The sequence below is a fragment of the Kitasatospora sp. NPDC054795 genome (assembly GCF_053611565.1).
In genome coordinates, this window is record NZ_JBSHAP010000063.1 from 15,270 (window position 1) to 29,424 (window position 14,155).

Genomic DNA, 14,155 nt, shown 5'->3' on the forward strand with positions numbered 1-14,155 from the left:
AAAAGGAACCGCGTTGACCACGTCGTTGGAAGGCTCGAACCGGATCTCCGGCGACGAGCGCCGGGTCCCGGCGGACTCGGTACTGCACCTGGTACGCGAGCAGGCGCGGCTGCGGCCGCACGCGCCTGCCGTCCGCTCCCCCGCGGGAGTCCTGACCTACGGTCGGCTCTGGCACCGGGTGCTGGTCGTCGCGGCCGCCCTGCACGAGGCCGGGGTCGGCCCGGGCGACCGCGTGGCGCTCTGGGCCGACCGCACCGCCGAAGTGGTCGGCGGCGCGCTGGCCGTGCTGGCGCTGCGGGCGGCCTACGTGCCCGTCGACCCCACCCATCCGGGCGAGCGCGTCGCCGCGGTGATCGCCGGTTCCGACCCCGCCGCGCTCCTGCACGACCACGCCGACCCGGCCGCGCTGCCAGCCCTGCCAGGCCGGCCGGTGATCGACCTGCGGGAGATCGCCGACCGGCCCGAGCCGCCGGAGCACGAGCTGCCGCGTCCCGAGGACATCGCCTACGTGATCTTCACCTCCGGCTCCACCGGCGCGCCGAAGGGGGTCCTGATCGAGCACGGCTCGCTGGTCAACTACGCTGCCTGGGCCGGCTCGTTGGTCGGCGCCGAGGGGTCGGGCAGCCCGCTCTTCGCCAGCCTCGGCTTCGACCTGTCGATGACCTCCTTCTGGGTGCCGCTCTGCCAGGGCCGCCCGCTGGTGACGGTGGCCGGGCTGTGGGACCAGGAGACGATCTTCGGCCCCGGCCAGGAGCCCTACGGCTTCATCAAGCTGACGCCCTCGCACGCCCGTTTCTTCGAGTTCCTCGCCGAGCCGCCCGACTACCGGCGCGCCACCCGGACGCTGATGTTCGGCGGCGAGGGGCTGGATCCGGAGCTGCTCCGCTCGCTGGGCGACCGGCTCGACGGGGTCCGGCTGGTGAACCACTACGGCCCGACCGAGACCACCGTCGGGTGCTGCGCCCACGTCTTCGACCGGACCCGGATCCCGGACCTGCCCACCGTGCCGATCGGCCGGCCGGTCTGGAACTCGCGCGCGTACGTGGTGGACGAGGGCCTGCGCCCGGTGCGCCCCGGCGACCCGGGCGAACTGGTCATCGCGGGGCGGGCGGTGGCGGCCGGCTACCTCGGGCGGGACCGGGACGAGCGGTTCGTCGACGAGTGCGAACTGGGCGGGGCGGCCGGCCGCGCCTACCGCACCGGCGACCTGGTCGAACTGCGGCCCGACGGCTCGCTGCTCTACCTCGGCCGCCGGGACCAGCAGTTGAAGATCGCCGGGCACCGGGTGGAACTGGGCGAGCTGCGCCACCACGTGCTGGCCGTTCCCGGTGTGGCGGACGTGGCCTTCGAGGTCGTCCGCGGTCCGGTGGACACGCTGGCCGCGTTCCTGCTGCCCAAGTCCCCACAGTCCGACGGGGACGCCTTCGCCGAGACCGTCCGGTCGGCCCTGGCCGCCTCGTTGCCGTCCCCGCTGGTGCCCGGCGAGCTGCACTGCGTGCCCGAGATCGTCTTCAACGCGAACGGCAAGTGCGATGTCGCCGCCACCCGCCGGCTGCTCGACCTCGACGGCCCGGAGGGTGGGGCGTTCGGATGAGCGCGCAGGCGTCCCCGCTCGCCGGGCGGGTGACCGTCGTGCTGGTCAGGACCGGCCCGGTGAGCGCCGCCGCAGCGCGCGCCCGGGTGCTGTCAGCCGCCGCCGAGGAGTTCGGCAGTGCGCGGCCGCTGCGGCTGGGTCACGAGCCCGGCGGCCGGCCACGGCTGCACGGGCTCGGCCCGCGGGTGCAGGTGAGCCTCAGCCACGGCCGGGGGTTCGCGGCCCTCGCGGTCGGTACAGGCGAACCGCTCGGGGTGGACCTGGAGGTGATCCGTCCGGTGCCGGCCGAGCGCCTGGCGGCCCGCTGGTTCACCGCCACCGAGTCCGCGTGGATCTGCCGCCAGCGGCCCGACGAGCGGGCCGGCGCGTACTTCTGGATCTGGACGCAGAAGGAGGCGGCCGGCAAGGCGCGCGGCACCGGGTTGTCGGCCGCGGCGCTGCGGGCTCCGGTGCCGCTGCCCGCGTGCTGGCCGCCGCCGCCCGGCGACGGCCTCCGGTTGCGGCGCTCCCCGGACGGCCTGCGCCGCGGCGGCCGAATACCCGTTCCCGGCGTCCTGCTGTCCCTGGCAGCCGTCGCCGGACCGACCCCCGCCCCGCCGGTTGACCTGCGGCTGCGGCTCGACACGCATCCCGGTTGACCGCGCCTCCTAACACCTGTCAGACTGAACTAACAGGTGTTGGTGACCGCGAAGGGAGTGTGCGCCCTGACCAGCGAGGAGCTGCTGGCTCTGCTCGCCGCACTGGGACACGCACAGCGATTGCGAGTCATCGAAGCACTGTCCCAGGGCGACGTGCACGTCAGCGAACTGGCACGTCGGCTCGGCCTGTCGAGACCGCTTCTGTACATGCACCTGGAGCGGCTCGAGAAGGCCGGCCTGATCATCGGGCGGTTGGAGCTGTCCTCCGACGGCAAGGCCATGAAGATATTCCGTCTGGCACCCTTCGACGTGCATCTGACCCCGGAGACCGTCCTCGCCGCCCTGCACGAGGACCGGGTCAACGAACAAGCGGTAGTCGACGACAAAACAAAGAGGATCTCGCCATGAGCGGTGGCATCATCGCCCTCCTGATCACCCTGACCGTCATCGGCGGCATCACCGCGAGCACCGTCGCGTACTTCACCCTGCAGCGGCACCGGTCCGACGCCGTGGCCATGGCCGGCTACCGGCGGCTCGCCGAACAGGCCGTCGTCGAGCAGGAAGTGCTGAACGACCGACTTGCCGAGCTGACCGCGCGCCTGGGCGCCGTCGAGGAACTCCTGCGGAGCGTCGAGTGAGCCTGACCGATCGGTTACCCCTTCCCGTCGACCGGCGGCCGCTGCGCATGCTGTTGTCCCGCAGCCCTTGGGTCGCCACCGCCTACCTCCTCGGCTACCTGCCGCTCGCCCCGGTGATGTTCGCCCTGACCCTCGCGGCCCTGGTGGTCTCCGCGGTCCTCAACGTCACCCTGATCGGCCTGCCCCTGCTCGTCGGGGCGGCGGCCTTCGTCCGAGGCTGCGCCCGGCTCGAACGGCTGCGCGCCCGCCCGCTGGTGGGCCCGATCCCGGCCCGATACCGGCCGGTTCCGACCCCCGGGGTCATGTCCGCCCTCCGGACCCGCTGGCGCGATCCGAGCACCTGGCGCGACTGCGTGTACCTGGTCGTGCTCTTCCCCCCGCTGCTGGTCCTCGACGCCGCGGTGCTGATCGTCTGGTTCAGCGTGCTCGGCAGCATCACCTCTCCGGCCTGGTACTGGGCCGTTCCGGACGGCGGTGTGCTGTTCGCCTGGTCCGACAGCCTCGTCACCTCCGTCGTCTCCGCCGTCGTCGCCGCGGGCCTGGCCCCGTACTGCAGCTATCTGGTGACTGGGGCGGCCCTGCTCCACGCGCACGTCGCACGTTCCCTGCTCGGTCCCGCAGCGGATCCGCTCGCCGAGGCCAAGCACATGCTCACCGAAAACGGCCTCGCAGTCAGCGACTCCAGCAACCGGCCGGTCCAATGATCCGTCACCAGGGGGACCCAGTGGAAAGCACCGATTCGCACAGCCCGGACGACGTCGTCCGTCTCAGCTCGGTCAGCCGGACCTACGGGAACGAACGCAACAAGGTCGTCGCCCTCAACCAGGTCTCCATCGGCTTCAGCCGCCGCACCTTCACCGCCGTCATGGGCCCCTCGGGCTCCGGCAAGAGCACCATGCTGCAGTGCGCGGCGGGCCTGGACCGACCCACCTCCGGTTCGGTCACGCTGGACGGGCACGACCTCGGTGCGCTCAACGAACGCGCGTTGACCGAGCTGCGTCGGGACCGGATCGGCTTCATCTTCCAGGCCTTCAACCTGCTTCCGGCCCTGACAGTCAGTGACAATGTCGCGCTGCCACTGCGGCTGGCCGGGCGCAGGCCGGACCGGGCCCGGATCGCCGAGGCGCTGCACCAGGTCGGCCTCGCCGACCTGGCCGACCGTCGGCCCGGCGAGCTTTCGGGCGGACAGCAACAACGCGTCGCAGTGGCACGGGCGTTGGTCACCTCGCCGGCCGTCATCTTCGGCGACGAGCCGACCGGCGCACTGGACACCAGGACCGCGCGGGAGATCCTTCACCTGCTGCAGACGGCCGTGCACGAGGGCGGGCAGACCGCGATCATGGTCACCCACGACCCGGTGGCCGCCTCCTACGCGGACCGGGTGCTCTTTCTCGTCGACGGCCGGATCTCGCACGAGCTCCGCGGCGCCGCCCCCGAGCAGATCGCCGAGCAGATGACCCACCTGGGCGCCCGCGCCGGGCAGGTGGCACGCTGATGTTCCGCATCGCGATGCAGTCGCTGGCCTTCCGCAAGGGCAGCTTCCTCGCCTCCTTCATCGCGCTCTTCTTCGGCGCGACCATCCTGCTCGCCTGCGGCGGTCTGATGGAGACCGGCATCCGGGGCGCCGTGCCGCCGCAGCGGCTGGCCGCCGCCCGGTTCGTGGTCACCGGCGACCAGCATACCGGCCGCGACATCCTGCCCGCCCAGGTCCGGCTGGCCGACGACCTGGTGACGACGGTCCAGCACCTCCCGGGCGTCCAGCAGGCCGTCCCCGACCTGAGCTTCCCGGTCGTCCCGCTGAACGGGGCGCACCCGGCCGCGGGCACCGATCTGGAGGGCCACGGCTGGTCCGCCGGGCAGCTGGCCGGCTACACGCCGCGCGAGGGCAAGGCGCCGAGCGCGTCCGACGAGGTGCTCCTGGACGACGCACTGGCCAAGCGCCTGGGCGTACGGACCGGGGACCGGGTCCAGCTGGCCGTGGCCGGCCGCCAACAGGCGTTCCGGGTCAGCGGCGTGGCCGCCGGCGCCACGGTCGACACCTCGGCGTTCTACTTCTCCGACCAGCAGGCCGGCGTGTTGCTGGGCCACGCGGGCCAGGTGGACTCGATCGCCGTCGTCCCGTCGACGACCGACTACGGCGCCCTGAAGCAGGCGCTCAAGACCGCCGTGGCCGGCAAGTCGGCCGTGGTACTGAGCGGCGACGACCGCGGCACCGCAGAGTTCCCCGACGCGCTGGCCGCGCCCACCCGGCTGATCTCGATGTCCGCGGTCTTCGGCGGGATCGCCGTCCTGGTCGCGGTGTTCGTGGTGGGCAGCACCCTGGCGCTGCTGGCCCAGCAGCGCCAGCGGGAGATGGCCCTGCTGCGCGCGATCGGCACCACGCCCCAGCAGGTGCGCCGGATGGTGGTGGGCGAGACCCTGGTGATCGCGCTGGCCGCGTCCCTGGTCGCGCTCCTCCCCGGCTGGTACGCCGGCGAGTGGATGCTGGCGCGGCTGGCGGACGGCGGCGTCATCGCACCGCAGGTGGTCTACCACGAGGGCTGGATCCCGATGCTGGTCGCGGGCGTGGTGTCGCTGCTCTCCGCGGTCGGCGCCGCGTTCATCGCGGCCCGCGGCGCGGCCAAGGCCCGGCCCGCCGAGGCGCTCGCCGAGGCCGCGCTGCAGCGCCGCTGGCTGAGCACGCCACGACTGCTGCTCGCCCTGCTCTGCTTCGCGGGCGGCACGGCGCTGGCGATCGTCACCGCGACCGTGATGCACGGGACCATCGCGGCCAGCACCGCCGGCCCGTCCGCGATGCTCTGGGCCGGGGGCCTGGCCCTGATCGCACCCGGGCTGACCCGGGTGCTGACCGCGGTACTGCACCCGTTGCTGCGCCTCGGCGGACTGTCCGGGTACCTGGCCGTGCGCAACGCCAAGGCCCGTCGGATCCGGGTGGCCGGCGCCGTTACCCCGGTCATGCTGGCCACCGGGCTGGCCACCGCCCTGATCTACCTGCAGACCTCGCAATCCCTGGTCGCGCACCAGATCTCCACCCAGCTGCTGGCGGCCGACGCGGTGGTGAGCTCCAGCACGGGCGGGATGCAGCCGCAGACCGTCGAACAGATCGCCGCGCTGCCCGGCGTGCGGGCCGCCTCGGCGTACCTCACCAGCGAGGCCTTCCAGGTCGTGCCGGCCACCGAGCACGACCACGGCAGCGTCAACAAGCTGCCGGTGACGGGCGTGGCGGGCAGCGCCGCCGAACAGGTGCTCACCGTGAGGCCGACCGCCGGCTCCTTCGCCCAGCTGACCGGCGACAGCGTTGTCCTGCCCACCTCGTGGACCTCGAAGAAGGGCCAGGGGGTCGGAAGCACCGTGGTGCTGCAGCTCGGTGACGGCGCGTCGGTGCCGCTGCGGGTGGTCGGCTCCTTCGAGGCCAAGCCCGGCTTCGACACCGCCTTCCTGCCCGCGGACCTGCTACTGGCGCACACCAGCACCGGGCTGGTGCCGCAGATCCTCGTCAGCACCGACCCGGGCACCGCGCCCGACGGGCTCCGGGGTCCACTGGCCGGCGTCGGCGGCGTGCCCGGGAGCCTGCGGATGACCGAGCTGAGCTCCGCGCAGGCCCAGGCGGGCGACAGCGGCACCAGCGCCTGGATCAACTACCTGCTGGCCGGCACCATCGTCGGCTATGCCGTGATCTCGCTGGTCAACACCTTGATCATCTCGGCCGCCGAGCGGCGCCGGGAATTCGCGCTGCAACGGCTGGTGGGCTCCACGACCGCGCAGATCCTGCGGATGATGACCGTCGAGGCCCTGCTGGTCGCGGTCTCCGGAGCCTTCCTGGGCACGCTCGTCGGCGTGGCCACCCTGGTGCCGTTCAGCCTGGCACTGGACGGCACGCCCTGGCCGCAGGGGTCGCTCTGGATCTACCTCGCGGTGATCGGCTCGGTCGGCGTGCTGACCTTCGCGGCGACCCTGCTGCCGACCCGGATGACCCTGCGCACCCGGCCGGCCGAGGTCATCGCGGCCACCTGACAGCCGGCCCGACCACCCGCCGATCCGGACCCGCGCCCGCCCCCGGGCGCGGGTCCGGACGGGTTTCACGGACTACCCGCCAATACCCCGGCTCCTCTTCCCATCAGGGCTTTTCACCCATCACTTAACGGCATCCTCCGGCTATTCGGCGATACCTAGACTCCTTTCCCATGGCGCCCTCACCGGGGCACATTCGGCAGCCACACAGAGTCGGGAGCAACGAATGCTGGACAATGTTGTGATCGTGGGCGGGGGAACGGCCGGCTGGATGACGGCTTCGTATCTCAAGGCCGCCTTCGGGGAGCGCGTCAACATCACCCTGGTGGAATCCGGTCAGGTCGGCACGATCGGTGTCGGAGAAGCCACCTTCAGCGACATCCGGCACTTCTTCGAATTCCTCGGCCTCAAGGAGGCCGACTGGATGCCGTCCTGCAACGCCACCTACAAGCTGGCGGTGCGGTTCGAGAACTGGCGCAAGCCCGGGCACCACTTCTACCACCCGTTCGAGCACATGCCGACGGTCAACGGGCACTCGCTCACCGAGTGGTGGCTCAAGGAGCAGCCCTCGGACCGGTTCGACCGGGACTGCTTCGTGATGGCCTCGCTCATCGACGCCGAGCGCAGCCCGCGCCACCTCGACGGCAGCCTCTTCGAGCAGGAGTTCGTCGAAGGGTCCAAGGAGGCGCACGGGCTGACCATGTCCGAGCACCAGGGCAAGGTCCAGTTCCCCTACGCCTACCACTTCGAGGCCGCGCTCCTGGCCAAGTTCCTCGCCGAGTACTCCACCTCGCGCGGCGTGCGGCACATCATCGACAACGTGCAGGAGGTCGTCCAGGACGACCGCGGCTGGATCACCTCGGTCCGCACGGCCGAGCACGGCGACCTCGGCGGCGACCTCTTCATCGACTGCACCGGCTTCCGCGGGCTGCTGCTCAACAAGGCGCTCGAGGAACCGTTCATCTCCTACTCGGACACCCTGCCCAACGACAGCGCGGTGGCCCTCCAGGTCCCGATGGACATGGACAAGCGCGGCATCCGCCCGTGCACCACGGCCACCGCCCAAGAGGCCGGCTGGATCTGGACCATTCCGCTGATGGGCCGGGTCGGCACCGGGTACGTCTACGCGAAGGACTACCTCTCCCCCGAGGATGCCGAGCGCACCCTGCGGGAATTCGTCGGCCCGGCCGCGGCCGATGTCGAGGCCAATCACATTCGCATGCGGATCGGCCGCAGCCGCAATTCCTGGGTGAAGAACTGCATCGGCATCGGTCTTTCCAGCGGATTCGTCGAGCCGCTGGAGTCCACCGGCATCTTCTTCATCCACCACGCGATCGAGCAGCTCACCAAGAACTTCCCGTCCGCGGACTGGAACCCGGTGCAGCGGGACATCTACAACGACGCCATCGCCCACGTGATGGACGGCGTGCGCGAGTTCCTGGTCCTGCACTACATCGGCGCGCAGCGGTCGGACACCCAGTACTGGCGGGACGCCAAGACCCGCCCGCTGCCCGAGGGCATGGCCGAGCGCCTGGAGCAGTGGAAGGTCCAGCTCCCCACCAGCGAGACGATCTTCCCGTACTATCACGGCCTCCCGCCGTACTCGTACCAGTGCATACTGCTCGGCACCGGCGGCATCCCGGTGCAAGCCTCGCCCGCGCTGAGCCTCACCGACAGCGGCGCGGCGCTGGAGGAGTTCCGGCAGATCCGGGAGAAGACCGACCACCTGGTCTCGGTCCTGCCGCGCGCCTACGACTTCTTCGCCCGGCTGCACTGAGGGGCTGCTCTCCAGTGATGAGCCTGGCTTCACAAGCCGTGGAAACCTTACTCACGCCGGCCCGCACGGCCGCGGCCCTGGCGGCGATCCTGCTGATCGCCGCCGTGGGCCGGGCCGCCGCCCGGGCGCTGCGCCAACCCGAGGTCATCGGTGAGGTCACGGTGGGCCTGCTGGCCGGGCCCGCCGTGGTCCTCTTCCTCGGGCGCGACGGAATCCAGACCCTGCTCCCCGCGCAGACCTTCGACCTCCTCAAGCTGGCCGCCCAGGCGGGCATCGCCCTCTTCATGGTCGGGCTCGCCCACGAGCTGCGCATCAAGCCCGACGGCCCCGGGCGCCGTTCCGTCGCCTGGACCACGCTGGGCGCGCTCGCCCTGCCGCTGCTGAGCGGCCTGCTGCTGGCCGGCGCCTTGGTCGCGTGGGACGGGCCCGGGACGGTCCGCGGCAGCGCCCCGCTGCCGGCCTTCGTACTGATGACCGCGGTAGCGATGTCGATCTCCTCCGTCCCGGTGCTGGCGCGGATGCTGGCCGAACGGAACCTGACCGGATCGCGCGCCGGGCGGCTCGCCCTGACCGCCGGCATCCTGGTGGACAGCCTCGGCTGGCTGCTGGTGACCGTCGCGCTCAGCCTCCGCAGCGGCAACCCGTCCGACTCGCTGCGCTCGGTGACCACACTGGCCGGCGCCGCGCTGGCGACGACGGCACTCGGCGCCCTGCTGCGGACCGGGCCCGCCACCCGGTTCGTCGAGCGCCGACCGACCGCCACGGCGGTGGCCGTGGGCGCCGCGGCGCTCGCCTCGGCGACGGCGATGGCCCAGCTCGGGATGACCGCGCTGCTCGGCGCCGTCCTGGTCGGCCTGGCCCTCCCCACCGGCGACCACCGGCGCTGGCAGCCGGTGATCGCTTCGGTGACCCGGGCGGGGAAGGTGCTCGTGCCGGCCTTCTTCGTCACCACCGGGATCACCGTGCTCAGCGACGGGATCGGTTCGCTGCCCTGGGCGCTGGTCCTGCTGACCCTGCTGCTCGCCTTCCTCGGCAAGGGGCTGGGCGGCTACGTCGGCACCCGCCTGGGCGGCGAGTCGCGACCGGTCGCGATCCGGGTCGGCATCCTGATGAACACCCGGGGGCTGACCGAGCTGATCGTCCTCCAGGTCGCGCTGAGCAGCGGGATCCTGCCCACCGACACGGTCCGGTGCCTGCTGGTGATGACCCTGGTCACCACGGCCGCCACCGGCCCGCTGCTGGGAGCCCTCGAACGCCGGGAGCAGCGCCGCCGCGCGGTGGAGCTCCTCCCCCTCGACCTGGAAGGGAACACACGGTGAGCGAACCCGCGATCGAGAGCCCGCCCGCCGCCACCGGCACCGGTTTCCGCGACATGATGAGCACCTTCCCCACCGGGGTCAGTGTGGTGAGCGCCTTCGAGTACGGGGGCCGGCCCCGCGGCATGACCTGCTCCTCGGTGTGCAGTGTGGCGCTGGAACCACCCACCCTGCTGGTCTGCCTGCGCAGCGGTAGCCCCACCCTGGACGCGGCGCTGGGCACCGGTGCGTTCGCCGTCAACCTGCTGCACGCCGAGGCCCGTTCGACCGCCGAACTGTTCGCCTCCGGCGATCCGCACCGGTTCGACCTGGTCGACTGGGAGGATCTGCCGGGCGCCGGCGGGCCCCACCTGGTCACGGACGCGCACTCCATCGCCGACTGCGAGGTCTCGCTGACCCAGCGGCTCGGCGACCACGTGGTCGTCTTCGGCCTGGTCCGCCGGATCACCCCGCACCGTCCGCTGCCCCCGCTGCTGTACGGCGCACGGCAGTTCCGCGGCTGGCCCGAGCTCGCGGACGCGGCCTGACCGGACCGCCCGCCCGTGACCCCGAACCCCCCTCTGCCGGAGCGGAGGAGGGTTCGGGGTCACGGGCGGGGTGGCGAACCGCTGGCGGTTGAGTGTCACTGAGTGCCCATAAGGTCTGTTTGGCGGCGCTGTCGGATGTGCAGAAAATGTGCCATTTGATTGATTTTGTGGCGCTCTGATGGCGTGTGCAGGGTGCTCGTGTCCTGTACCCGGATCGTTCGTCGGGGAGGTGGTTTGCCGTGTCCGAGAAGAAGACGTTGCGGCAGATCGCCCGGCCGTTCGTGGCCGATCCTGCCGGCGGTGTGCGCATACGGGACCGGCTGAAGGGCCTCACGGCGGAGGATGAGAAGGTTCTGCGGCTGATCGGTGAGCGCATGGGCTCGCTGGCCTCCCGCGATCTCAAGGCGCGCTGCGCCGACGGTCTGGAGCATTCCACCGATACGTGGGCGGCGCGGAAGCGGGAGCTGACGGCCGAATCGTCGTCCCGCTGGGCGGGGTCGGTCACCGGGGCGACACATGCGCAGTGGGGCGCATTTCCTCGCGCACCCGGACGCTGAGATCTACCTGTCGATGCCCGGCATCGGCGAGATCACCGGCGCCCGGGTGCTGGCCGAGTTCGGGGACGACCCCACCCGGTGCACCTGTGCCAAAGCCCGCAAGAACTACGCCGGCACCAGCCCGATCACCCGCGCCTCCGGCAGGACCCACACCGTCCAGGCCCGCTACGTCCGCAACAACCGGCTCGCAGACGCCCTGCACGCCAGGCGTTCTGCTCGCTGCAGAGCTCACCCGGCGCCCGCCGCTACTACGACAAGCAACGAGCCCGGGACCTGGACTACAACCCCGCCCTCCGCCAGCTCGGCAACCGCCTCGTCGGCATCCTCCACGGCTGTCTCAAGACCCGCACCCTCTACGACGAGGCCACCGCGTGGTCACACCACGCAACCCTCCCGGCCGCAGCTTGACATCCCTACGCCATGGGATGTCTCACCACGAAGACCCGCGCCACCAGCCGCCACCAGCCGCCACCAGGCGGCAGCGGTGGCCATCGGACGACGCGCCCTCGGACACCCGATCCGGCGACGGACGACACCGCCCCGCGCACACCAGAGCGATGTGCACGGGCATCGGACCGCCCAGGCCGGACCAGGTACCCGAGGACGTGAGGAAACCCGCCGCCCCGTCACGGACCGCAGCCGAGAGCCGCACGCCCGGACAGGGAACCAAAGAACGCGGGCGACCAGCGCACCCGAAACCGTTCGGGATGCGCGCAGTGACAGAGTCGATCTTCACGGTCACTCCTGATCACTGTTCAGGAACGGTTCGGCGTTCCGCCGGGCACCGGCGCTCAGTGCACGGCGGAGCGGCGCCGGACCGGGCCGGCCGCGGCCGACTGGCGCAGCCGGTGGCCGAGCAGGGCGCGACCCAGCGGGGTGACGGAGTGCAGCACGCTGTTGTTCACCCGCCGCGTGGTGATCAGCCCCGACTGCCGCAGCACCGTGGCGTGCTGGCTGGCGCCCGCTGAGGAGATGCCGAGCCGCGCGGCCAGCTCGCCGGTGGTACAGCTCGCGGTCAGCGCCCGCAGCGCGGCCGCGCGGGTCAGACCCACCAGCGCGCCCAGCGCCTCGGCGCCGTCGTCCGGGTCGTTCCACAGGGCGGCGGCGTCGCCCGTGCCCACGCTGAGCGCATAGACCAGCGCCGGCGCCCCGCTGTCCTGGGTCGCCTCGATCAGCCGGCAGACCCGGCCGGCCAGGAAGACCGACGGCACCAGCAGCAGGCCACGGCCGTCCAGGTGGACGTCCTGCTCGGGACCGTCCAGCAGTTCCAGCACCGGCGGCCGCCAGACGATCCGCGGGTGCAGCGTGGCCAGCAGCATCTGGACCCCGCCGGTCATCACGATCCGCCCGGAGGCGTCGCACTCGTCGTCCAGCCGGGCCTGGATGCGCTCCCAGTAGGGCGCGGTGGCGATCCGCCAGGTGCTCAGTGCCAGCGCCGTCCCCTCCGCGGTGGTCAGGCCCGAGGCCGCCGGCAGTCGAGGCTCGGGGCCTCCGTCGGTGCCCTGTTCCAGCAGGGCGAGCAGGTCGTCCGGGTCCCGGAGCCTGCGCCGCAGCGCGAACTGCGGCTGCTCGCGCAGCTGTCTGGTTGTCCGGGTGCGCCAGCCCGCGAACTCGGCCGAACCCCGCCGGTCGAGCGCGCCGAGCGCGAACACGCCCTCGGCCAACGGGCCGAGAGTGCTCCGTACCCGGACTCTGGCGAGGTCGGCGACGGTGAAGTGGATTCTCTGCATGACGGCCCCCGTTACGGATCTCTCGAAGACGACACAAAAGCGAAGGGCCTGTTTCGGGGCAGGCCCGGTGGGACTGCTGAAACAGGCCCTGGATCGGGCTGGAACCGCTCGGTCCTGGACGGCTAGACGGCCCTGTCCGGGGCCCGGTCGGCCCGGGGCCGGGCCGTCGCGCCGGTGAGCCGGAGGAACACGTCGTCCAGCGTCGGCTGGCGCAGGCCGAAGTCGCCGACCGCGACGCCGGCGTCCCGCAGCAGGGCCGCCGCCGCGGCGACCACGGCCATGCCCCCGTCCACCGGGAGCGCGACCAGCCCGCGGGCCCGGTCCAGCGACAGCTCACCGGTCGACAGCGGTGCCAGCGCGCCGAGCGCGGCGGGCAGATCGGCCGGGTCCGACACGGCGATCTCCAGCCGGACCTGCCCGACCTTGCTCTTCAGCTGGTCGGGTGTGCCGTCGGCGACCACCTTGCCGTCGGCGACCACCGCGATCCGGTCGGCCAACTGGTCGGCCTCCTCCAGGTACTGGGTGGTCAGCAGCACTGTGACGCCCTGCGCCACCAGGCCGCGCACCACCTTCCAGAGCAGGTTGCGGCTGACGGGGTCGAGGCCGGTCGTGGGCTCGTCCAGGAAGAGCACCTCGGGCCGCCGCACCAGGCAGCTCGCCAGGTCGAGCCGCCGCCGCATGCCGCCCGAGTAGGTGCCGACCGGGCGGTCGGCGGCCTCGGTCAGCTGGTACTCGGCGAGCAGTTCGGCCGCCCGGTGGCGTGCCTGGCGACGGCCCAGGTGCAGCAGGGTGCCGATCAGGACAAGATTCTGACGCGCCGTCAACAGCTCGTCCACGGCGGCGTACTGACCGGCCAGGGCGATCCTTCGGCGGACCTGCGGCGCTTCCCGGACCACGTCGTGGCCAGCCACCCGGGCCGTACCGGAGTCCGGGGCGAGCAGGGTGGAGAGGACCCGGACGGTGGTGGTCTTGCCGGCCCCGTTAGGACCGAGCAGGCCCAGCACGCTGCCGGTGCGCACGGTCAGGTCCAGGCCGTCCAGCGCCTGGGTGGTGCGGTGGAGCTTGCGCAGCCCCACCGCCTCGATCGCGAATTCCATCGGCCTTCCCCCTGCTCGTCTCGGCCGGTCAGCAGCCCTGGCCGGCGGCGGGCTCGCGCAGGCTGCGCGGGCGCAGGTCGGTCCAGTGGCTCTCGACCCACTCCAGCGCCGCTGCCCGGTCGGTGTTCTCCAGGGCGACCGTCCAGCCTTCGGGTACGGCCGCGAAGGCCGGCCAGAGGCTGTACTGCTCCTCGTTGTTGCGCAGGACCAGGAAGGACCCGTCCTGGTCGTCGAAGGGGTTGCTCATGTCGCACGCTCCACGGGTGGGTT

13 protein-coding genes and 2 pseudogenes are annotated in these 14,155 nt (G+C 72.2%); 12 read left to right on the forward strand and 3 right to left on the reverse strand.

Translation table 11 applies throughout. From position 1 onward, the window contains the following. Positions 1-13: 13 nt before the first annotated feature. The 12 genes and pseudogenes from ACWGJO_RS22790 to ACWGJO_RS22845 form a co-directional block, all read left to right on the forward strand. A complete protein-coding gene (locus tag ACWGJO_RS22790; protein ID WP_452186290.1) occupies positions 14-1,594 on the forward strand; it encodes an amino acid adenylation domain-containing protein in 1,581 nt (526 codons plus the stop codon). Further along, positions 1,591-2,232, forward strand: a complete 642-nt coding sequence (locus ACWGJO_RS22795; RefSeq protein WP_452186292.1) for a 4'-phosphopantetheinyl transferase family protein — start codon at positions 1,591-1,593, stop codon at positions 2,230-2,232. Before ACWGJO_RS22790 ends, ACWGJO_RS22795 begins: the two co-directional genes overlap by 4 nt. A gap of 42 nt (positions 2,233-2,274) precedes the next feature. After that, complete coding sequence (locus ACWGJO_RS22800) at positions 2,275-2,640, forward strand: ArsR/SmtB family transcription factor (RefSeq protein ID WP_452186294.1); 366 nt, start codon at positions 2,275-2,277, stop codon at positions 2,638-2,640. Continuing rightward, on the forward strand, positions 2,637-2,870 hold the full coding sequence (locus ACWGJO_RS22805; RefSeq protein ID WP_452186296.1) for a hypothetical protein: 234 nt from the start codon (positions 2,637-2,639) through the stop codon (positions 2,868-2,870). Before ACWGJO_RS22800 ends, ACWGJO_RS22805 begins: the two co-directional genes overlap by 4 nt. Continuing rightward, the gene (locus tag ACWGJO_RS22810) at positions 2,867-3,574 is read left to right on the forward strand and encodes a sensor domain-containing protein (protein WP_452186298.1); all 708 of its coding nucleotides are present in this window, start codon (positions 2,867-2,869) and stop codon (positions 3,572-3,574) included. The genes ACWGJO_RS22805 and ACWGJO_RS22810 overlap by 4 nt, the downstream gene beginning before the upstream one ends. Beyond that, positions 3,571-4,365: an ABC transporter ATP-binding protein gene (locus ACWGJO_RS22815; RefSeq protein WP_452186300.1), complete on the forward strand. Its 795-nt coding sequence runs from the start codon at positions 3,571-3,573 to the stop codon at positions 4,363-4,365. Before ACWGJO_RS22810 ends, ACWGJO_RS22815 begins: the two co-directional genes overlap by 4 nt. Then, complete coding sequence (locus ACWGJO_RS22820; protein ID WP_452186302.1) at positions 4,365-6,884, forward strand: FtsX-like permease family protein; 2,520 nt, start codon at positions 4,365-4,367, stop codon at positions 6,882-6,884. Before ACWGJO_RS22815 ends, ACWGJO_RS22820 begins: the two co-directional genes overlap by 1 nt. Before the next feature lie 223 nt (positions 6,885-7,107). Further along, a complete protein-coding gene (locus ACWGJO_RS22825; RefSeq protein WP_452186304.1) occupies positions 7,108-8,658 on the forward strand; it encodes a tryptophan halogenase family protein in 1,551 nt (516 codons plus the stop codon). Between the two features lie 38 nt (positions 8,659-8,696). Continuing rightward, positions 8,697-9,977, forward strand: coding sequence for a cation:proton antiporter (locus ACWGJO_RS22830; protein WP_452186306.1), 1,281 nt, complete (start codon positions 8,697-8,699; stop codon positions 9,975-9,977). Then, positions 9,974-10,501 carry a flavin reductase family protein gene (locus ACWGJO_RS22835; RefSeq protein ID WP_452186308.1) on the forward strand — a complete coding sequence of 176 codons (528 nt, stop codon included), beginning with the start codon at positions 9,974-9,976 and terminating at the stop codon, positions 10,499-10,501. The genes ACWGJO_RS22830 and ACWGJO_RS22835 overlap by 4 nt, the downstream gene beginning before the upstream one ends. Positions 10,502-10,740: 239 nt before the next feature. Further along, a pseudogene (locus ACWGJO_RS22840) lies at positions 10,741-11,028 on the forward strand (IS200/IS605 family accessory protein TnpB-related protein); the annotation flags it as partial. Between the two features lie 4 nt (positions 11,029-11,032). After that, positions 11,033-11,466 (forward strand): annotated as a pseudogene (locus ACWGJO_RS22845) (transposase); the annotation flags it as partial. Between the two features lie 383 nt (positions 11,467-11,849). On the opposite strand, the gene ACWGJO_RS22850 reads toward ACWGJO_RS22845, so the two are convergent. The 3 genes from ACWGJO_RS22850 to ACWGJO_RS22860 form a co-directional block, all read right to left on the reverse strand. Then, positions 11,850-12,788, reverse strand: coding sequence for an ArsR/SmtB family transcription factor (locus ACWGJO_RS22850; protein WP_452186310.1), 939 nt, complete (start codon positions 12,786-12,788; stop codon positions 11,850-11,852). 122 nt (positions 12,789-12,910) lie between these two features. Next, positions 12,911-13,885: an ATP-binding cassette domain-containing protein gene (locus tag ACWGJO_RS22855; RefSeq protein WP_452186312.1), complete on the reverse strand. Its 975-nt coding sequence runs from the start codon at positions 13,883-13,885 to the stop codon at positions 12,911-12,913. 28 nt (positions 13,886-13,913) lie between these two features. After that, positions 13,914-14,132 carry an MbtH family protein gene (locus ACWGJO_RS22860; RefSeq protein WP_452186314.1) on the reverse strand — a complete coding sequence of 73 codons (219 nt, stop codon included), beginning with the start codon at positions 14,130-14,132 and terminating at the stop codon, positions 13,914-13,916. Positions 14,133-14,155 lie beyond the last annotated feature (23 nt).

Coding starts and splice junctions, on each gene's coding strand:
- ACWGJO_RS22855 (WP_452186312.1), bottom strand. CDS start 13,885: ATGGAATTCGCGATCGAGGCGGTGGGGCTGCGCAAGCTCCACCGCACC.
- ACWGJO_RS22805 (WP_452186296.1), top strand. CDS start 2,637: ATGAGCGGTGGCATCATCGCCCTCCTGATCACCCTGACCGTCATCGGC.
- ACWGJO_RS22860 (WP_452186314.1), bottom strand. CDS start 14,132: ATGAGCAACCCCTTCGACGACCAGGACGGGTCCTTCCTGGTCCTGCGC.
- ACWGJO_RS22815 (WP_452186300.1), top strand. CDS start 3,571: ATGATCCGTCACCAGGGGGACCCAGTGGAAAGCACCGATTCGCACAGC.
- ACWGJO_RS22825 (WP_452186304.1), top strand. CDS start 7,108: ATGCTGGACAATGTTGTGATCGTGGGCGGGGGAACGGCCGGCTGGATG.
- ACWGJO_RS22820 (WP_452186302.1), top strand. CDS start 4,365: ATGTTCCGCATCGCGATGCAGTCGCTGGCCTTCCGCAAGGGCAGCTTC.
- ACWGJO_RS22795 (WP_452186292.1), top strand. CDS start 1,591: ATGAGCGCGCAGGCGTCCCCGCTCGCCGGGCGGGTGACCGTCGTGCTG.
- ACWGJO_RS22850 (WP_452186310.1), bottom strand. CDS start 12,788: ATGCAGAGAATCCACTTCACCGTCGCCGACCTCGCCAGAGTCCGGGTA.